This window comes from Hyphomicrobium sp. (assembly GCF_020852195.1).
Lineage (GTDB): Bacteria > Pseudomonadota > Alphaproteobacteria > Rhizobiales > Hyphomicrobiaceae > Hyphomicrobium_C.
In genome coordinates, this window is the sequence record NZ_JADZBI010000149.1 from 1 (window position 1) to 19,675 (window position 19,675).

General features: G+C 65.9%; 15 protein-coding genes and 2 tRNA genes. 3 read left to right on the forward strand and 14 right to left on the reverse strand.

Features of this window, described 5'->3' with window-relative positions; translation table 11 throughout:
* From IT540_RS12530 to IT540_RS12560, 7 genes are all read right to left on the reverse strand, one after another.
* The coding region (locus IT540_RS12530) for a ClpX C4-type zinc finger protein (protein WP_291178165.1) at window positions 1-425 on the reverse strand (425 nt) is incomplete at its 3' end.
* 413 nt (window positions 426-838) lie between these two features.
* Window positions 839-1,483, reverse strand: coding sequence for an ATP-dependent Clp protease proteolytic subunit (locus tag IT540_RS12535; RefSeq protein ID WP_291178167.1), 645 nt, complete (start codon window positions 1,481-1,483; stop codon window positions 839-841).
* Between the two features lie 213 nt (window positions 1,484-1,696).
* Entirely contained in the window at window positions 1,697-3,052 is a 1,356-nt protein-coding gene (gene tig / locus IT540_RS12540) for a trigger factor (protein WP_291178171.1), read from the reverse strand.
* A gap of 86 nt (window positions 3,053-3,138) precedes the next feature.
* Window positions 3,139-3,224 (reverse strand) — tRNA-Leu (locus tag IT540_RS12545).
* Window positions 3,225-3,502: 278 nt separating this feature from the next.
* Window positions 3,503-4,078 carry a hypothetical protein gene (locus IT540_RS12550; protein ID WP_291178174.1) on the reverse strand — a complete coding sequence of 192 codons (576 nt, stop codon included), beginning with the start codon at window positions 4,076-4,078 and terminating at the stop codon, window positions 3,503-3,505.
* 103 nt (window positions 4,079-4,181) lie between these two features.
* A complete protein-coding gene (locus IT540_RS12555; protein WP_291178176.1) occupies window positions 4,182-7,367 on the reverse strand; it encodes a multidrug efflux RND transporter permease subunit in 3,186 nt (1,061 codons plus the stop codon).
* Between the two features lie 98 nt (window positions 7,368-7,465).
* A complete protein-coding gene (locus tag IT540_RS12560; protein WP_291178180.1) occupies window positions 7,466-8,620 on the reverse strand; it encodes an efflux RND transporter periplasmic adaptor subunit in 1,155 nt (384 codons plus the stop codon).
* Window positions 8,621-8,851: 231 nt separating this feature from the next.
* Between IT540_RS12560 and IT540_RS12565 the strand changes: the two genes are divergently transcribed.
* Window positions 8,852-10,474: a glucan biosynthesis protein gene (locus IT540_RS12565; RefSeq protein ID WP_291178185.1), complete on the forward strand. Its 1,623-nt coding sequence runs from the start codon at window positions 8,852-8,854 to the stop codon at window positions 10,472-10,474.
* 33 nt (window positions 10,475-10,507) lie between these two features.
* Here the strand turns inward: IT540_RS12565 and IT540_RS12570 are convergent, their stop codons facing one another.
* A complete protein-coding gene (locus tag IT540_RS12570; RefSeq protein WP_291178189.1) occupies window positions 10,508-11,194 on the reverse strand; it encodes a vWA domain-containing protein in 687 nt (228 codons plus the stop codon).
* A 101-nt stretch (window positions 11,195-11,295) separates the two neighbouring features.
* Window positions 11,296-12,168 carry a 3-mercaptopyruvate sulfurtransferase gene (gene sseA, locus IT540_RS12575; protein WP_291178193.1) on the reverse strand — a complete coding sequence of 291 codons (873 nt, stop codon included), beginning with the start codon at window positions 12,166-12,168 and terminating at the stop codon, window positions 11,296-11,298.
* Window positions 12,169-13,250: 1,082 nt separating this feature from the next.
* On the opposite strand from sseA, the gene IT540_RS12580 reads away from it, so the two are divergent.
* Entirely contained in the window at window positions 13,251-13,535 is a 285-nt protein-coding gene (locus IT540_RS12580; protein WP_291178197.1) for a hypothetical protein, read from the forward strand.
* Window positions 13,536-13,581: 46 nt separating this feature from the next.
* Here the strand turns inward: IT540_RS12580 and IT540_RS12585 are convergent, their stop codons facing one another.
* Window positions 13,582-15,507 carry an acyltransferase family protein gene (locus IT540_RS12585; protein ID WP_291178200.1) on the reverse strand — a complete coding sequence of 642 codons (1,926 nt, stop codon included), beginning with the start codon at window positions 15,505-15,507 and terminating at the stop codon, window positions 13,582-13,584.
* 224 nt (window positions 15,508-15,731) lie between these two features.
* Window positions 15,732-15,806 (reverse strand) — tRNA-Lys (locus IT540_RS12590).
* A 205-nt stretch (window positions 15,807-16,011) separates the two neighbouring features.
* Between IT540_RS12590 and IT540_RS12595 the strand changes: the two genes are divergently transcribed.
* Entirely contained in the window at window positions 16,012-16,953 is a 942-nt protein-coding gene (locus IT540_RS12595; protein WP_291178203.1) for a DMT family transporter, read from the forward strand.
* Window positions 16,954-17,146: 193 nt separating this feature from the next.
* Here IT540_RS12595 and tgt read toward each other — a convergent pair whose 3' ends face one another.
* The 3 genes from tgt to queA are packed head-to-tail and all read right to left on the reverse strand — an operon-like array spanning window position 17,147 to window position 19,650.
* Window positions 17,147-18,292 (reverse strand): tRNA guanosine(34) transglycosylase Tgt, encoded by a 1,146-nt coding sequence (tgt, locus tag IT540_RS12600; RefSeq protein WP_291178207.1) that lies wholly within the window; start codon window positions 18,290-18,292, stop codon window positions 17,147-17,149.
* The gene (locus IT540_RS12605) at window positions 18,285-18,554 is read right to left on the reverse strand and encodes a hypothetical protein (protein WP_291178210.1); all 270 of its coding nucleotides are present in this window, start codon (window positions 18,552-18,554) and stop codon (window positions 18,285-18,287) included. The genes tgt and IT540_RS12605 overlap by 8 nt, the downstream gene beginning before the upstream one ends.
* Window positions 18,547-19,650 (reverse strand): tRNA preQ1(34) S-adenosylmethionine ribosyltransferase-isomerase QueA, encoded by a 1,104-nt coding sequence (queA, locus tag IT540_RS12610; protein WP_291178214.1) that lies wholly within the window; start codon window positions 19,648-19,650, stop codon window positions 18,547-18,549. Before queA ends, IT540_RS12605 begins: the two co-directional genes overlap by 8 nt.
* Window positions 19,651-19,675 lie beyond the last annotated feature (25 nt).

Consider the following 19,675-nt stretch of genomic DNA (forward strand, 5'->3'; position numbering starts at 1 on the left):
AGCGTCGTCGCGTCGGCCATCGTGAACGGCACGTCGAGGATGCGCGCCAGCGTCTGCGCGAGCAGCGTCTTGCCGCAGCCCGTCGGACCGACGAGCAGGATGTTCGACTTCGCGAGCTCGACGTCGTTGTTCTTCGCGGCGTGGTTCAGGCGCTTGTAGTGGTTGTGCACGGCGACCGACAGCACACGCTTGGCGTGGAACTGACCGATCACGTACGAATCGAGGACGGTGCAGATCTCCTGCGGGGTCGGCACGCCGTCACGCGACTTGACGAGCGTGTTCTTATTCTCCTCGCGGATGATGTCCATGCACAGTTCGACGCATTCATCGCAGATGAACACCGTCGGTCCGGCGATCAGCTTCCTGACCTCGTGTTGGCTTTTTCCGCAGAAGGAGCAGTAGAGGGTGTTCTTTTCCTGAGCCATTCTCTTCTCTCACCCGCAGTCAGGAAGCACGCCGGGACATCCCGGACACTGGCCCGACCCGGGCCTTTCGAAGCATTCCACGGCAACCCCCGCCGCGAGGTACAATACCGTGACACCCGATCTGAGCACGCTAGCGTCGCCCAGATCAAGATTCGATTAAAGCCTTTCCCGTCCTGCTCAAACCTCAGGGCCTGATTACCACAGTATTGACGGCCGAAAGGCGTTTGACCGAACGCGGTTAAGGGATCCCAAGTCTAGGCTGCCAACCTTGCGTGGCCCCAATGGGCCACGCCGGCCGATTTAGTGTTGCCTGAGCATAGCAGGGACCAATGCCCCGGGAATCCGATCGGCAACGGGTGCGACCGTGGGGCACACCGCCGCCCTGATCCAAACGCCTGAATCCCGGGCCTGGATCAGGAAACGGGTTCCGGTGCCTTGGCATCGACGTCGTCGCGCTTATTGAGGACCCGGTCGATAATGCCGAAATCCTTGGCTTGATCCGCCGTCATGAAGTAATCGCGATCGAGCGTCTTCTCGATGATCTCGTACGGCTGGCCGGTATGCTTGACGTACACTTCGTTCAGCCGGCGCTTCATCTTGATGATATCTTCGGCGTGGCGCTCGATATCCGAGGCCTGTCCCGAGAAGCCGCCCGAGGGCTGGTGCACCATGATGCGGGCGTTGGGCAGCGCATAGCGCATGTCCTTGTGCCCGGCGCAGAGTAGCAGCGAGCCCATGGAGGCCGCCTGCCCGATGCAGAGCGTCGCGATCGGCGGCTTCACGAACTGCATGGTGTCGTAGATCGCCATGCCGGCCGTGACCACGCCGCCCGGCGAGTTGATGTACATCGAGATCTCTTTCTTCGGGTTCTCGGCCTCGAGAAAGAGAAGCTGCATGCAGATAGACGCGGCCATGTGATCCTCGACCGGCCCCGTCACGAAGATGATGCGCTCCTTCAGCAGCCGCGACGGCAGGTCGTAGCCGCGCTCGCCACGCGCCGTCTGCTCGACGACCATGGGCCAGAAGGAGTTCGTGAGAGTGGCGACGGGATCGCGCATGAGTGTCAATGCTCCTCAGGGTGCTTCCGAAAAACCCATTCCCGGCAAAGGCGAACCGGCGTTCCGACAAGAAGCACGATCAATTTGGACAACCAAGCCCCGCTCGGGATGAGCCAGGGTCCGCCCCTCCGAATCGGGGGCGGCAGAGACATCAGATCAGCATAGCGGCCCGCGACTTCAAGCCCCCCGCGAAGAACACCTCGTATAAGCCGCTCAGGCTTCCGTGACCTTCTCGAGGCTGTCGATCAACTCCTGGCGCGACACCTTGCGCTCCGCGGGCTTGGCGAGTTCGAGCACGAAGTCGATCACCTTGTCCTCGAAGATCGGCGCCCGAAGCTCCTGCAGCGCGCCCGGCGTCTTCTCGAAGTACTCGTAGACCGTCTTCTCCTGGCCGGGGAAGCGCCGCGCATGCTCCATGAGCGCGCGCCGCATCTCGTCCTGCGTCACCTCAATCTTGTTCTTGTCGCCGATCTCGCCGACCACGAGCCCGAGCCGCACGCGCCGCTCCGCGATGGCGCGGTACTCGGCCTTGGCCTCATCCTCGGTCTTGCCCTCGTCGGCGAAGGTCTTGCCCTCGCGCTGGAGACCTTCGGTGACCTGCCGCCAGATGGCCTCGAACTCGCGGTCGACCAGCGTCGGCGGCAGTTCGAACGAATGCGCCGTCTCGAGCGCGTCCAGAAGCTCCCGCTTGAGCTTCATGCGCGAGGCCTGGTCCAGCTCGCGCTTGATCTGCGCGGAAACGAGCTCCTTGAGGTTGTCGAGCCCTTCCGCGCCAAGCGACTTCGCGAACGCATCGTTGATCTCCGCCTTGACCGGCTTCTCGACCTCCTTGACGGTGACCGCGAACACGGCCTCCTTGCCGGCCAGCTCCGTGACCGGATACTCGGCCGGGAACGTCGCCTTGACGTCACGGCTCTCGCCCTTGGTCGCGCCTTTAATCCCCTCCTCGAAGCCGGGGATGAAGCCCGCGTTCCCGATCACGAGCTGCAGGTTCTCGCCCGCGCCGCGCTCGAAGGGCTCGCCATCGATAGTGCCCTTGAAATCGATGGTGACGCGGTCACCCTCGGACGCCGCCCGGCCCTCCTCGGCGGCAAACGTCTGGTTGCGCTCGGCAAGCTCGTCCAGAGCCTTGTTGAGCTGCTCGTCGTCGACGTCCGCCACCAGACGCTCGAGCTTCAACGTCTTGAAATCGGTCAGCGTCACCTCGGGCAGCACCTCGAAGCTCATCTCGTAGGCGAGGTCCGCGTTGCCGGCGACCACGTTCTCGATCTCGGCCGCGTTCTCCGCCAGCGCGATGTCCGGCATCATGGCCGGGCGCTCCTTGCGGTCGCTGATGGCCTTGTTCGACGTCTCGCGGATCGTCTCCTGCAGCACGTCGCTCATCACCGAGCGGCCGAACACCTTCTTGATGTGCGCGATCGGCACCTTGCCCTTGCGGAAGCCCTTGAGCTGCACCTGGTCCTTGATGCGGTCGAGATGCGCCGAGAAGCGCTGACCGAGCTCGTCCGCCCCGACCACGACCTTGAGCTTGCGCTTGAGGCCCTCCGAACTCGTTTCCGTAACCTGCATGACGTGCTGCCTTCGCTCGCTCGAATACCGCGTTTCATGCCTCTTGCGAGGCGTCGTCCTCTTCGATCCCGTGCTGTGACCGACCCTGGTGCGGACGGAGGGACTTGAACCCCCACGGCTTTTGGCCACGAGAACCTAAATCTCGCGTGTCTACCAATTCCACCACGCCCGCAGGGGGTTAGGTCGGAGCGCGCCGGAGATCTCGCCCGCCGGCCCGCGTCGGACCGGCCAAATCAAGGGCAACCGGCCCCGATCGGGGCCGAACGGCCGCGACAGGATGGGCACATATACGCGCCCGCCCGCCCGAAGATCAATCGCCAATGTTCCCCCCGTACGACCGAAGCGGCCGGCACTGAGCGACCGGCCGGCCCCGAGGCGTCGGAGCGAAAACAGCAGGACATGGGAAAGGCTTGTGGCCGCAGCGGCGCCTGCCCCGCGGCAACCGACGCCTCAGAGGCCGTAGAGGCCGGCCTCGTCGCGTTGCGTCATCAGGGTCAGGAGGGCGCGCGCGGCATCCTTGCCGCTGGCCTTGGCCTCCTCGGCGGCCTGCTTGCGCAGGGCCGTCTCCAGCTTCAGGCCGTCCTCGCTCTCGGGGTCGATCAGCGCATTGACGAGCGCATCGAGCGTGAGGCCAAGCTTGTCGAGCCCGAGCTTCTTCTCGATCGCAGCCACGATCTGGTGGCCACCCTCCTGCATCTTCAACTGTCCGACCGCGTCGCGCACGGCCGCGCCGAAGGCGGCGCTCGTCTCGAAGTCCCCGGGTGAAAACCCGAACTCCTTGCCCAGCCGCTCCATGAGCTTGATCTTGAGCTTATTGGCGTCGACGGTGTTGGCGCTGAACATCGCTTCCACGATCTTCGCCTGCGCAGCCCGTGACGGCTTGCCCGCGCCGCCGATAGGCACCCCGTTGGCCGCCGCGACGAGTTGGTCGGCAGCCGGCCTCTGCTTCACGGCTGACGCCGGACTGGGGCGCACCTGCTCGAGAATCAGCAGGGCGGTGGAATTGAGAGAGAGCGTTGACGGCATGTCGGCTCCGCAGCGATACGCACGCGCAACTCCCCCCACCATGCTGGGAGTCCCTTAAGAAAAGGAAACGATCGGCCCCTCGGCGGCGGGAAACGCGACGGCGCTACTCTCCAGCAACCGCCGCGCCGGCCTCTTCGCCCTCAACCCTCTTCGCCTGCCGCCCAGCGAACGCGCTCGTGATGACGTAGAACACCGGCGTGAAGATGAGACCGAACAGCGTCACCCCGAGCATGCCGGAGAACACGGCCGTGCCGAGCGACTGGCGCATCTCGGCGCCCGCGCCCGTGGCCAGCACCAGCGGCACCACGCCGAGGATGAAGGCGAGCGACGTCATGAGGATCGGCCGCAGACGCGTGCGCGCGGCGCTGACGGCCGCTTCGTACCGGTTCATGCCGGCATCCTCCGCCTGCTTGGCGAACTCGACGATCAGGATCGCGTTCTTCGCCGCGAGGCCGACCAGCACCACGAGCCCGATCTCGACCAGGATGTTGCGGTCGAGCCCCATGTAGTTGACGCCGATCATCGCGGCCAGGATACACATCGGCACGATCAGGATGACCGCGAGCGGCAGCAGCCAACTCTCGTAGAGAGCGGCCAGCACCAGGAACACGAACACGACCGCAAGCCCGAACGCAACCACGGCCGTGTTGCCGGCGAGCTTCTCCTGCAGCGCGATCTCGGTCCATTCGAAGCCGAAGCCGGCGGGCAGCGCCGTGTCGACGATGTGCTCGATGGAGGCGATGCCCTGGCCCGACGAGAAGCCGCGTGCAAGCCCAACCTGCACCTCTGCCGCCGGGAACAGGTTGTAGCGCGGTACGCGGTAAGGGCCGGTGGTATCCGAGAAGGTGGCGACGGAGCCGAGCGGCACCATGTCCCCGGAGTCGCTCCGCGTCTTGAGGTTGGCCACGTCGCGCAGCGTCTCGCGGAACGGATTGTCGGCCTGCGCCGTCACCCGATACGTACGCCCCAAGATGTTGAAATCGTTTACAAACGCAGAGCCCATGTAGATCGAGAGCGCCTCGAACACGCGCGGGATGGGTACGCCGAGCTGCTCCGCCTTGGTGCGGTCGATGTCGGCCCAGATCTGCGGCGTGCGCGTGTTGAAGAGCGTGAACGGCTGCACGATGCCGGGCACCTGCCCCGCGCCGCCCGCGACGGTCCACGCCGCGCCCTCGAGCGCGGGATAGCCGCGCCCGCCCCGGTCCTGCACATAGCCCTTGAGGCCGCCGCCGGTGCCGATGCCGGGCACCGAGGGCGGCTCGATGACGAACGCGAAGGCTTCCTTGATCGTCATCATCTGCTGGCGCAGGTCGGCGAGGATCTGGTCCTTCGTGATCCCCTCCTTGATGCGGTCCTCGAAGCTCGCCAGCCGCACGAAGATCACCGCCGTGTTGGGCGCGTTGGTAAAGGTCGCGCCGTCGAAGCCGGCGAAGGCCACGGCATCCGACACACCCGGCCGCGTCAGCATGATCTCGGATGCGCGGCGCACCACCGCGTCCGTACGGTCGAGCGTAGAGCCCGGCGGGAGCTGGAACGCCGTGATGAAGTACGTGCGATCGAGCTGCGGAATGAGACCCGTCGGCGTGCCCGCGAGCCGTTCGTAGGTGAGGAACAGCAGCCCACCGTAGATCACGAGCAGGATCAGCGGCAGCCGGATCAGCCGGCCGGTGAGCCCCGCGTATCCGCGCGACAGCCCGTCGAACGCCGCGTTGAACCCGCGGAAGAAGAGGCGGATCGGTGCTCCCAGAATCCGCGATGCGAGCGACGCCTTCTTATGGTGGTCATGCGGCTTGAGCAGCAGCGCCGCAAGCGCCGGCGAAAGGGTCAGCGACACGAAGCAGGAGATCGCCGTCGAGGCGGCGATGGTGATGGCGAACTGCTTGTAGAACGTACCCTGCAGGCCAGAGATGAACGCCGTAGGCACGAACACGGCGATCAGCGTCGCCGTGATGGCGATGAGCGCGCCGCCCACCTCGTCCATCGTCTGGTGCGCCGCCTCCTTCGGCGAGAAGCCCTCGCCGAGCTTCCGCTCCACGTTCTCGACCACCACGATGGCGTCGTCGACCACGATGCCGATGGCGAGCACGAGCCCGAACAGCGAAAGCGTGTTGAAGGAGATGCCGAGCGCACCCATGATCACGAACGCGCCCACCAGCGACACCGGAATGGCGATGATCGGGATCACGGCCGCGCGCCACGTCTGCAGGAACAGAATGACGACGAGCACCACCAGGATCAGCGCCTCGACGAAGGTGGTGATCACGGCGTCGATCGAGTAGCGGATGAAGTCCGTCGGGTTGTAGACGATGGTATAGGCGACGCCGGGCGGGAAGCTCTTGGCCAGCTCCGCCATCTCCGCCTTGACGGCCGCCGCCGTCGCCAGCGCGTTGGATCCCGGGCGCTGGAACAGCACCACCGCAGTCGCCACCTTGTTTGAGAGATAGGCATTGACGGTGTAGTCCTGCGACCCGAGCTCGACGCGCGCGATGTCCTTGACGCGGACTACCTCGCCCGTCTCCTCGGCGCGCACGACGATGTTCTCGAACTCCTCCGTCGTCGAGAGCCGCCCGAGCGTATGCACCGACAGCGTGAACGCACCCGGCGAGGAGGCCGGCGGCTGGTTGATGGCGCCGGCCGCCACCTGCAGGTTCGCGGCCCTGAGCGCCGCCACAACCTCGCTGGCCGTGAGATTGCGCGAGGCGACCTTCTCCGGGTCGAGCCAGATGCGCATCGAGTAGTCGCGCGCGCCGAATACGCGGCTGTCGCCGATGCCGTCGATGCGCGCTAGCCGATCGCGGATGTACAGCGTCGCGTAGTTCGAGATGTACTGCTGGTCGCGCGAGCCGTCCGGCGAGATCATGTGCACGACCATCATCAGGTCGGGCGAGGCCTTGAGCACCGTGAGCCCGAGCCGGCGCACGTCCTCAGGCAGCCGCGGCTCGGCGATGGAGACGCGGTTCTGCACCAGCACCTGCGCCTGGTCTATGTCGGTCCCCGGCTTGAACACCACGCTGATCGACAGCCGCCCATCGCCGGTCGACTGCGACACGATATAAAGCATGTTGTCGACGCCGTTCACCTCCTGCTCGATCGGCGCCGCGACCGTCTCCGCGATCACGGCGGCCGAGGCGCCGGGGTAGGTGGCCGTGATGTTGACGGTGGGCGGCGCGATCTCGGGGTACTCCGCGATCGGCAGCGCCGCGCCCGCGATGATACCGACGATGGTCAGGATGACCGAGAGCACCGTGGCGAAGATCGGCCGGTCGATAAAGAAATGGGAAAAGCGCATGTGATGCTTCCGCGGGCCTCAAGCCCTCTGATCTGCTCGTCGGTTCTGCGTCTTGCTCCGCGGCGTTCTCCGCTTGGAGGGAAGGCGGACGGGACTCGTCAGTGTGTTGCCGCCGCCTTGATCTCGCCGGCCTCGGGCACGACCTTCGCGCCCGGCCGCACCATCGGATTGGCGATGCCGTCGAGAACGATCTTGTCGCTGGCCTGAACGCCGCTCTTGATGGTCCGAAGACCCTCGACGATCGGCCCCAGCGTGACGGGAGACGCCTTGACGACCCCGTCGTCGCCGACCACGAACACGATCTTGGTCATCTGATCCGAGACCACGGCGCTGTCGGGAACCAGGAGGCCGTCGATCTCGCCGCCGAACAGCCTCAAACGCGCGAAGATGCCGGGCGCGAAGATCTGGTCCTTGTTGTCGAGGATAGCGCGGCCGCGCATGGTGCCCGAGCGCGGGTTGAACTGGTTGTCGAGGAAGTCCATGCGCCCTTCGTGCACCCATTCGGCCTCGTCGGCGAGCTTGATGCGCACGGGGCTCGCCGCGTCCTGCGATGAATCCCGCTGCCCCGCGAGACCAAGGCGCACGTAACGCAGATAGTCGGCCTCCGATGTGTCGAAGATGAAATGGATGGGATCGAGCGAGACGATGGTCGTCAGCAGGGTCGTGCCCTGCGATCCGCCGATCACCAGGTTGCCGATGTCGACCTTGCGGTCGGAGATGCGTCCCGAGATCGGCGCCTTGACCTCGGTCCATTCGAGGTTGAGCTCGGCGCTCTTGAGGCTTGCTTCCGCGACCTGAAGCTGCGCCTCCGTCACGTTGAGGTTGGCGCTCCGCTGCGTGAAGTCACGCTCGGTCACCGCGCCCGATTTGACGAGCGGTGCCGCGCGCTCAACCTCGCTCACGGCCAGCGCCACCTGGGCCCTGGCCCGCGCCACCTCGGCGCGCGCGCTCTCGACCGCGATCGCGAACGGTCTCGGATCGATCGTGAACAAGGGATCGCCGGACTTCACGATCTGCCCGTCCTTGAAATGCACCTTGTCGACGAACCCCGAGACGCGCGGCCGCACCTCGACGGTCTCGACCGCCTCGAAACGGCCTGAGTATTCGTCCCAGGTGGTGATCCGCTTGGCGATCGGCTGGGCAACCGTGACTGTCGGCGCTGGCGGCCCTTGCGCCTGCAGCGACGTGGCACCCACGAGACTTGCAGCCAGTAGCAGCATCGCGGTGCCGGGCACCTTGAAGTCGCGACTCATGAAACCCCTCTTTGCGCACCGATCCGTTCGGTCCTATCCCCTTACGGTCCCCGTATATAACCGGTTCACAATGGCGGTGCACAGCCGTACGAAACGACCAAGATCCTCCGCCGACTGGCTTCTCGCGACCAATGCCGGTGTGCCCGGATTGGAACCGTTCTGGCCAGATCGGACGTTCTGCGCTAGGGGACAAGAGGGAAACGCGCCACAACGACAGAAGAAAGTACGAACGTGACGGGCACGAACCTTGATCGCCGGCGGATGCTTGCCGGAGCGGCAGCGGCTGGATTGGCGACGACGCTGCACGGCATGCGTCCCGCCGCCGCCGGAACATCCGATATCGGAACAGGCGCGGCTGCGGCCGCCGAAGCCCCGCCCGGCGCCGCCCTGGGGGCGCCCGAGCCGTTCTCGTTCGATCTCCTCGCCGACCGCGCCGCCGCGAATGCCCGCGAGCCCTGGGTGCCGACGCCCAAGGTCGTACCCGCCATCCTCGACCGCATCGACTACGACGCCTTCCAGCAGATCCGCTTCCGCCCCGAGATGAGCCTCATGCTGGACCAGCGCCACCAGCTCCCGGTGCAGCTCTTTCATCTTGGAAAATTCTCGCGCGAGCCCGTCAAGGTCCATCTCGTCCAGGGCAGCGACGCGCAGGAGGTCCTTTACAGCGCCGCCCTGTTCGACACCCCGGCCGGCCATCCGGCCCGCGAGCTGCCGGAGGGCGTCGGCTTTGCCGGCTTCCGCGTCATGGCCCCGGACCTCAAGACCGACTGGCTCGCCTTCCTCGGCGCCTCCTATTTCCGCACCTCCGGCCCCTTCAACCAGTACGGCCTTTCCGCGCGCGCTCTCGCCATCGACACCGGCGCTCCGACACCCGAGGAGTTCCCGCGCTTCACCGAGTTCTGGCTCGATTCCAGTCAGGGCAACGTCGTCATCTATGCCTATCTCGACAGTCCGCGCGTGACCGGTGCCTACCGCATCACGGCCGATCGCTCGATCGATAGCCGCAAGATCGCGCGCATCGACATGGAGATCGAGGCGCGCCTGTTCGCCCGCGGCGACATCGGCCGCCTCGGCATCGCGCCGTTCTCCAGCATGTACTGGTACGGCGAGACGAGCCGCCGCCAGATCGTCGACTGGCGTCCCGAGATCCACGACTCCGACGGGCTCGCCATGTGGACGGGTGCGGGCGAGCGCATCTGGCGCCCGCTGAACAATCCACCCCGCGTCATGGGCAATGCCTTCGTGGACAACGACATCCGCGGCTTCGGCCTGCTTCAGCGCGACCGCGACTTCGTGCACTATCTCGACGACAGCGTGTTTTACGAGCGCCGCGCCTCGGTGTGGGTCGAGCCCGTCGAGCCGTTCGGCGAAGGCGAGGTGCACCTCCTCGAGATCCCGACCGACGACGAGATCCACGACAACATCGCCGCCTACTGGTGCCCGAAGGCGCCGTTCAAGGCCGGCGAGAGCCGGCGCTACCACTATCGGCTGAAATGGCTCGACGACATTCCCTTCCCGGCCTCGCTGGCCAAGGCCACCGCGACCTGGACCGGCATAGGCGGCCGGCCGGGCCATAAGCGTCCCGAGGGCGTGCGCAAGTTCGTCATCGACTTCCAGGGCAAGGTCCTGAACAGCCTCGGACGCAACGACGGCGTCGAGATCGTGGTGACGCCCTCGCGCGGCGTCCTGAGCAATGCCTACTGCCACCCTGTCGTCGACCAGCGCGGCCGCTGGCGCGCGCTGTTCGATCTCGAGGCCACGGGCTCGGAGCCGGTCGACATCCGCCTCTTCCTGCGCAAGGAGGAGCGCGCGCTCACTGAGACCTGGGTGTTCCAGTACTTCCCCGAGACCTGACCGCCCTTGGACGCTCTCTCCCTTGGGATCCAGCTATTGCTCAGCCTTGGAGAACAGGGGACACGTCAGCGTCTTCTGCAACGCCGCGACGAGCTCGTCCTTGTTCGCCGCCGTGATCGAAAGCCCGCCGGTCTCCCGCGCCATGCAGGAGGCGCCGAGATCGGGCATTAGCCACGTGGAGCCCGTCACCTTGAAGCCGATGACATGGATGGTGAGGTCGTTTGCCTCCTCGCGAAGCTTGCGTGCGAGCCCGCAAGGATCGCCGCCGCATGTCTCCTCGCCGTCGGTGAGCAACACCACCACCGCGGGCTTGTTGCGAAAGTTGAGCGCTTCCGCCGCGTCCCGCACGGCCGCTGTCAGCGGCGTCTGCCCGCCAGGCACCACGCCGTTCACCTCGCCCATGATCACCTCGGCGCTGTTGGGACCGGGCTTGAGACGCAGCTTGACGCTCTCGCATCGCGATTGCGCATCCGGTCCGTAGATAATCAAGCCGAGATGACGGCGCGGCGCCACGGAGGGCAGCACGCTTGCAAGCGCCTCCCGCACTTTGTCGATATGGGGTCTGGCCGTATTCATGTCGGTGCCGGCCATCGAGCCCGACGCATCGAACACCAGCATCGCATCATCGAGACAGCGCGTTTCGTCCTCGGCGCCGGACGCCTGCCCCCAGAGCAGGACGAGCGCCCCGACCAGGCCAAGCGCTGAAACGAAGCCTCGCATTGGGCCGGCTCTCTCTCCTTCGGCCATCGACTACGAACGCACCGTACGGGCGCACCCTTCGGGGGATGCTACACGATTACCGATGGGAAGATAGCCCGACCTCAGTCGTTCTTGGCCGGACCGGTCTCGACCGGCGTATCGAGTGTCTCCTGTCCCCACTCAGCCCACGAACCGTCATAGACGGCCGCATTGGTCTGCCCGATGACGCTGAGCGCCAGCGACAGCATCGAGGCGGTGACTCCCGAGCCGCACGTAGTCACCACCGGCTGTTGCGGATCGATGCCCACGTCGCGGAAGATCTGCTCGAGCTCCGCCTTGGATTTGAGCGTGCCGTCCGCATTGAGGATCTTCGACGACGGAACGTTCTTCGCGCCCGGGATGTGCCCCGCGCGCAGGCCGGGACGCGGCTCGGGCTCCGTGCCCTCGAAGCGCCCCTTCGGACGCGCGTCGACGATCTGCATGTCGCCCTTGGCCACGTAGCCCTTCATGTCGTCGAGATCGCGCACCAGCGAGTTGTTCAGCAAAGGCGTGAAGTGGCGCGCCGTGCGCGGCACCGGCCGCCCGTCCTCGAGCGGCCGCCCCTCGGCCTTCCATTTCCTGAGGCCGCCGTTGAGCACCGCCACGTCCTGGTGGCCCATGGCCCGGAACGTCCACCACACGCGCGCGGCGGAGAAGAGGCCGTAAGTGTCGTAGACGACGATGCGCAGGCCGTCGCCGACACCGATCTTCTTCATGCGCGAGGCGAACTTCGGCGTCGGCGGCAGCATGTGCGGCAGCGGACTCGCCTCGTCGACGAGATCGTCGATGTCGAAGAACAGGGCACCGGGGATGTGCTCGGCGAGATACTCCGCCTTGGCGTCCCGGCCCGAGTTCGGCAGATGCCAGGAGCCGTCGAACACGATGAGGTCGGGCGCATCGAGGTGCGCTTGAAGCCACTCCGTCTCGACGATCCAGTTCTTGGCGCTCTCCGGCACGTTTTTCCTCCTTGCAACCTCTGGCCCGCAACCGGCAGTCCCATTCTCGGCCGCGGGACCTTGGCCGTGGGAAGAGACCCGAAGACGACGGGGAATGACCGCTTGAGGCCGGCCCGCCGGGGGCGCCCAAGCCACTATTGCGTGTAACCTAGAGGCGCGATGTGACGCCCGCAAGGTAGCGCGTCGAGCCGCACGCTTCCGCCGCCGGCGCGGGGCGGGAAGCCTTCCTGCCGGACCGTCGCCGCTTAGACCGACGAATGCGAACGCCTATTGCCGATCGCGGTACTCGATCTCAATGAGCTTGAGAAGGCAGTATCTGAGAACGCGGGCAAACACGACGCTCAATACCACCATTGTAAGAGCACCAGCCCCGAACCCGGCAAAGAATTCGCCACCAAAGTGCACGGCACGATGCCTACATTAGGGTTGGTCGGGATACGGACAAGTCAAGCCATCGCATTGGCCAATCGGTCCGCTGCTTCCTTGGGCCGCAAGACTTGAAGAGAAGAGAAACATTCCGTTGCCCGAGAGTAACGCTCGCGGGACGTACCCAAACCAAGCACACAGAGCCCGAGGCAACCGTCGCCCGGCCCGACGATGAAGGCGTTCCGCCCTGGCAAGAGTACCCCAACGCCACCAAAGATAACAACGATCTATGCGATATACAATATCCAATTAAATGATACTAAATTATTGATATTATAGATGGATTGACGTCTTCCGGATGCGCCGGCGCATAGTGCGCCCATGATGGATGATGATGTGCGGCCATACCAAATTCGTCTTTCAGCGAGTTTCTGGCGCAAAGTGGATGAGTGGAGACGTCTGCAGCCTGAGATTCCGGCGCGAGCCGAAGCTATCCGGCGTCTTGTCGAGATCGGGCTTGCTTCCGAATTGCAGAAATCAAAGCAGCGGCGCGAGTAAGCGCTGCGAGATCATCGCGCCGGAGCGCGCTGACGGAGACAGAACGGTGACAAGCAATACGGTCGGACTTGGCCGGGCGGTCCGATGAAGCAAGCGGCCACGCTCGCGCGGCGATAGGATGCGAAGCTCCGATATCGCATCTTCCGAGGAAGACCGTCATGAAAGCCGCCCGTCTCCCGCTGACCGCATGCATGCTCGCCGTTGCAACCGCCGCCACTGCCCTCGCCGCACCGCCCAAGCCGGATCCTGAGGAGGAGATCATCTCCGTCGAGGACCTCTTGAAGTCCGGCTGGAAGGTCGCGGGCTTCACCAGCACGTTCGACAACCGCTCGGCGCTGATCCTTTTCAGCCACCCGACGGAGACGTCGCTGGTGCAATGTCTGACGGGCTACGACGTCACCCGCACGCCGAGGACCTACACCAACTGCTATCGCCTACGCTGACCGAGATTGCTCTCCAGCGCCCCACGCGGTATCCGCGGCCGCAAGGCTAGTTCCGATACGCCTTGAGGATCTCAGCGAACGCGTCGGCAAAGGATGTGGAGAAGGTCGCCGTCAGGTGGTGATTGTCGGTCATCGTCACGATGCCGTTGGTCACGGCATGGCAGACGCCATCCGGACAGACGCGATCGTTGACATCGAGCACGCGCGCATTGCGAGGAAGCTCCGCCTCCGCCAGCTTCGGATACCCCCGGCCGCGCAGTTGATCGACGCTCCATACGCAGGCGGACGGATTGCCGGTCCGCCGCAGGCATTTGACCGGCGCCTCCGGCAGATGCGGCGTGTCGCGCATGACGATCAGGGCACCTGACGCGGCAGCGAGCGTCTCGAACATCCGCTTCTCGCTCTCGAGCGGGTGCTCGTGCGTGATCCCAGCAACGACGATCACGTCAGGCTTCATGTCCTGGAGTTCCGACAGGACCGTCTTCTGCCATTGCTCGCACTCCCGATAGACGGTCTTGGCGTCGCGATACTGGACCACATCGGCCGGCACGCATGAGGCCTTCACGCGCACGACGAGACGCCAGCCTTCCTCAGCTGAGGCCTTGTACAGAGGCGGATACCAATTGGCGGCATGCGAGTCTCCGAACAGAACAACGGTCCTGTCCCCGTCCACGGCTGCATAAGCACATGTGCCGTAGGCAACGGCCTTGATACGGACCAGGCAGTCGTCCTCGTAGATGATCGGGCGGTCGGACGTGATCGCTTGCGCACTTGCATAGACTCCGGGACCGATCGCGACGGAGTCCGGCCCGAACTTTCTGAGCACCAACCCGAACCCCGATCCGATAAGGACCAGCCCCAGGCCGAGGGCGAGCACATGGCGCTTCGATCCGACGAGTCTCGGGCTTGTCCGCACCGGCTGCTCGACCCAGGCATAGGTGACGGCAGCCAGCGCGACGGAGAGCAGCACGGCCGCGAGCGTCACGGTCGGGCTGTCGCCGGACTTCGCCTTGCCGATCACGAGCAACGGCCAATGCCAGAGATAGAGGGAGAACGAGATGCGCCCGAGATATCGGAGCGGCGGCACCGCCATGGCTAGTGCGCCCAAGGTCCGTCCACCGCTGTTGAGGTAGATCAACAGCGCGGCCGCAGCAGTCGGCGCAAGCGCCGCGAAGCCGGGGTAAGGCGTGGTCGTGTCGATCAGCATGAATGAGGCCGCCAGCACCATCACGCACGCGAGGCTCGCCGCACTGGCCAGCGTTTCGGATTCCCCGCCCCGCATGTCGACGATCAGCAGCGCTGCGAGAGCGCCGGCCAGGAACTGCCATGCCCGCGAGAACGTGCTGAAGAACGCATACGGTGCATCCGTGAACGTGAGCCAGGCGCCATAGGAGAACGAGGCCGCAAGGAGAACGATGATGAATGCCGCGAGCGGCGGCACCAGGCGGCCCTGCCGCAAGCGTGCTGCGAGAAGAAAGAGCCCGACGAGCAACAGCGGCCACAAGAGATAGAACTGCTCCTCGACGGCGAGCGACCAGTAATGCAGCACGGGATTGTCGGCATCGTCGTCCGCGAGATAGTTGACCGCCTCTCCGGCCTGCCGGAAGTTGAGATAGAACAGCGCGGCCGCGATCACACTCTTGCCGACAGCACGCGTATCGATGGAGGGTAGCAGGGAGATCAGGATGCAGGTCGCGCAAAGCACGAGCGTCGCGGCGGGCAGGATGCGCCGGATGCGACGCCCCCAGAACGCGATCAGGTCGATGCGTCCCGAGGCGTTGAGCTCGCTGAGCAGAATGCCGGTGATGAGAAAGCCGGAGATGACGAAGAACACGTCGACACCGACGAACCCACCAGGCAACAGAGACGGAACGGCGTGATAAGCCACCACAGCCGCCACGCTCACGCCCCGCAGCCCTTCGATATCGGCGCGGAAATCGACCCCGTGGCGCGACCGGTCGCGAATGCTCACGGTTGATGAGCGAGAAGCCTCGACGTGTGCCATCAGTGCCGCTGGACTCGATTGCGAATGGCGGGGCCTTAGCGGCCATCATCGCCAACCCCGTTAGCCCTTCGCCCCCGTCGGCGACGCTATCATCCCCGGTCTGACGAGTCCACGCGGGCCGCCCGCCGGGGCGACACGATACGATTGTCGTGCTCGCGCCTCACGGGTTTCCTTGATACGAACGCCAGGTTTGGTGAGCCGGGAGGGAATCGAACCCTCGACCCCATGATTAAAAGTCACGTGCTCTACCGCTGAGCTACCGGCCCGAGCCATGCCGCGGCGGCAAGCCGGCGGCGTCGATCGAGAGTGCGCTTTCTAGAAGGGCTGGGGAGGCCGGTCAAGGCAGGCGACACGCCCATGGGAAGATGGGCCGCGAGACGCACAACCAGACGCCGGGCGGGCTCGGAAAAATGCCGCGTCGCTTTCGGCCCATCATGCGTTAAGAGAGGCGCACGAAAGCACCGAACCCCCATGAATCGCGTTCCCGACCTCCCGAGCGCCGCTGAAATCGCCCGCCGCCGCCTCCAGGCCATCGGCCTGATGCTGATGGCGGTTGTGCTCTTTTCCGGCCTCGACACCACTGCGAAATATCTGGTCACGCGCGAAGGGCTCGGCATGGGGCAGGTCGTCTGGTCGCGCTTCATCGGCCAGTTCGCGCTGCTGTTCCTGCTCGTGCCCGCCTTCGGCGTCATGAGCACCAAGGCCTTGTTCACCACCAGCCGTCTCGGCTGGCAGCTCGTACGCTCCGTGCTGATGGTCGGCACCACCGCCTTCAACTTCCTGGCGCTCGAATATCTGCGCCTCGACCAGACCATAACCATCGTCTTCCTGGCACCGCTCGTGGTGGCGCTGTTGGCTGGCCCCCTGCTCGGCGAGTGGGTCGGTCGCCGACGCGTCGCGGCCGTCATGGTCGGCTTCGTCGGTGTCCTGATCGCGGTGCGGCCCGGCTTCGGCGTCATGCACCCCGCGGTGCTCTACGCCTTCGCCGCCATGCTGGCCTATGCTTTCTTCATGCTGCTCACGCGCCACATGGCGCGCTTCGACCCGCCGCTGGTCACGCTCTTCTATTCCATGTTCGTCGGCGCCATCGGCGGTATCCCCTTCGCCATCGCCGACTGGCAGACGCCGTCCCACGCGCTGGCCTGGGTGCTGCTCGGCGCACTCGGCATCCTCGGCGGCCTCGGCCATTGGCTGTTCCTGCACGCCTACCGCCTGGCGCCGGCGTCGGCCATCGCACCGTTCCTCTACATGCAGCTCCTGACCATGGTGGCGTTCGGCTTCGCCGTGTTCGGCGATCTGCCCGACCTGTGGACGCTCGCCGGCGCGACGCTGATCGTCGCCTCGGGCGTCTACCTCGTCCACCGCGAGCGCCAGCTCGCCCGCGAGGTCGCCAACGCCACCGCGCTTTCGTAACGATTCCGGGACCAAAACGCCCGTCTCCACTCGACGTCATCCCGGCGAAGGCCGGGACCCACGCAACTCTCCCCGCGGACAAACGATCTTTGGAGCGTTGGACCGCATCCTACGGCTATCTGCACCGTCGAGGTCTTGGAAACTGGCGTGGATCCCGGCCTTCGCCGGGATGACGTCAGGAAATGGTCGCGTGTTACGCGTTCCCGGCGAGTCGCGCCTTGGTTTCCTGTGCCCAGCTATCGAAGCGCCCCTCTTCGATTGCCGCGCGCATGGCCGCCATCAGGTCCTGATAGAACACCGTGTTGACCCACGACAGGATCATGGCGCCGAGATACTCGCCCGAGCGGATCAGGTGATGCAGATAGGCGCGCGAGTAGTCACTCGCAGCCGCGCACGAGCTTTCCGCATCGAGCGGCGCCGGATCCTCAGCGTTGACGGCATTGCGCAGGTTGACCGGCCCGGCCCACGTATACGCGAGCCCGTGTCGTCCGTTGCGCGTCGGCAGCACGCAGTCGAACATGTCGACGCCGCGCCGCACGGATTCGATGAGGTCCAGCGGCGTGCCGACCCCCATCAGATAGCGCGGTTTCCCCTCCGGCAGGAACGGCAGCGTCGCATCCAGCGTGGCCAGCATAAGGTCGTGCCCCTCGCCGACGGCGAGCCCGCCGATCGCATAGCCCTCGAGATCCATGGCAACCAGCGCCTCCGCCGAGCGCCGCCGCAGCTCGGCATCCGTGCCGCCCTGCACGATACCGAACAGCGCCTGCCCCGGCCCCGCGCCACCATTCGCGCGCTGTGCCTCGAACGCGCGCCGCGAGCGCTCTGCCCAGCGCAGCGACAGCTCCATCGCCCGCTCGACCTCGCGCCGCTCGGCCGGCAGCTCGATGCACTCGTCGAGTTGCATCTGGATATCCGAGCCGAGCAGACACTGGATCTCGACGGCGCGCTCGGGCGTCAGCATGTGCCGCGACCCGTCGAGGTGCGACTGGAACAGCGCCCCCTCCTCGGTGATCTTGCGGATCTTGGCGAGGCTCATAACCTGGAAGCCGCCCGAGTCGGTGAGGATCGGCCTCTCCCAGCGCATGAACGCGTGCAGCCCACCGAGCTTCGCCACGCGCTCCGCCCCGGGCCGGAGCATCAGGTGATAGGTGTTGCCGAGTAGGATGTCGGCGCCCGCGTCGCGCACCTGCTCCGGGTAGAGCGCCTTCACCGTCGCCACCGTGCCGACCGGCATGAACGCCGGCGTGCGGATGACGCCGCGCGGCGTCACGATCTCGCCGCGGCGCGCGCGCCCGTCCGTCGCCAGCAGGCGGTAATGAAACGTCTCGCTCTCAGCCATCGAATTCCTTGTCGTGAATGGGCGCGTCCGGCCTCTGCCGGTCGAGCGACGCCCGATAGTGGATGCACCCCCGCATGAACTTCTCCCACGGCGGGACGGCGATGGCCGGATTGACCTTCTCGGGCAGAAGCTCCCACAGCGCCGGATGGTGCCAGCACAGATCATGGCCCGTGCTGTCGCGGTGCTCGCGGATCCCAGCCCTAAGCCTGCGCACCTCCGCGATGAGCCGGGCGCGATCCATCGTCTCCAGATCCTCATCCATGACCGTCCTCCTTGCGTGCCGGAAACAGCAGTGACGCATCGCCATAGGAATAGAACCGGTATCCGGACGCCACCGCATGCGCGTAGGCATCCTTCATCGTTTGCAGCCCCGAGAACGCCGCCACGAGCATGAACAGCGTCGAGCGCGGCAGGTGGAAGTTCGTCATCAGCGCATCGACCGCGCGGAAGGCATAGCCCGGCGTGATGAAGATGTCCGTCTCCCCGGCGAAGGACCGGATGGTGCCGTCCGCCGCCGCGGCACTTTCGAGGATGCGCAGCGATGTCGTGCCCACCGCGACGATGCGACCGCCCCGCGCGCGCACGCCATTCAGCGCCTGCGCCGTCTCCTCCAGGACCTCGCCGTACTCGGCGTGCATCGTGTGCCCGCTGATATCCTCGGCCTTGACCGGAAGGAAGGTGCCGGCGCCCACGTGCAGCGTCACGAAGTGCCGCGCGACACCGCGCTCGTCGAGCGCCGCGAACAGCTCCGGCGTGAAGTGCAGCCCCGCGGTCGGCGCGGCGACGGCCCCGTCGTGCGCGGCATAGATGGTCTGGTAGCTCAGCCGGTCGCGCGCATCGGGCGCCCGCCGTCCGGCGATGTAGGGCGGCAGCGGCATCTCTCCGACGCCCGCGATGGCGAAATCGAGGTCAGGCCCCGAGAGATCGAACGCGAGCTCCACCTCGCCCGCCTCGAGCCGCGCGGCGACCCTCGCCTCTAGGGCCGAGAGCAGACAGGCCGTGCCCTCACTCTCGGAGCCGAACCGCACACGGTCCCCCACCGCGAGCCGCTTGGCCGGCCGCGCCAGCGCACGCCAGCGATGGCCGTCGACGCGACGCAGCAGGTTGAAGCTCACACCCGAGCGCAGGTCGCCGCGCACGCGCACGCCCGTGAGCGCCGCGGGGATGACGCGCGTATCGTTGAGCACCAATGCATCGCCGGGCGCCAGCAGGTCGACGAGATCGCGGACCGCGCGGTCAGCCAGCGGCGGCGTGCGTGACGGATCGACTACGAGCAGACGCGCCGCGTCGCGCGGCGTCGCGGGATGAAGGGCGATGCGGTCCTCGGGCAGCTCGAAGTCGAAGAGATCGGTGCGCATGGGCGCCTGTCATAGCCCTAACGCC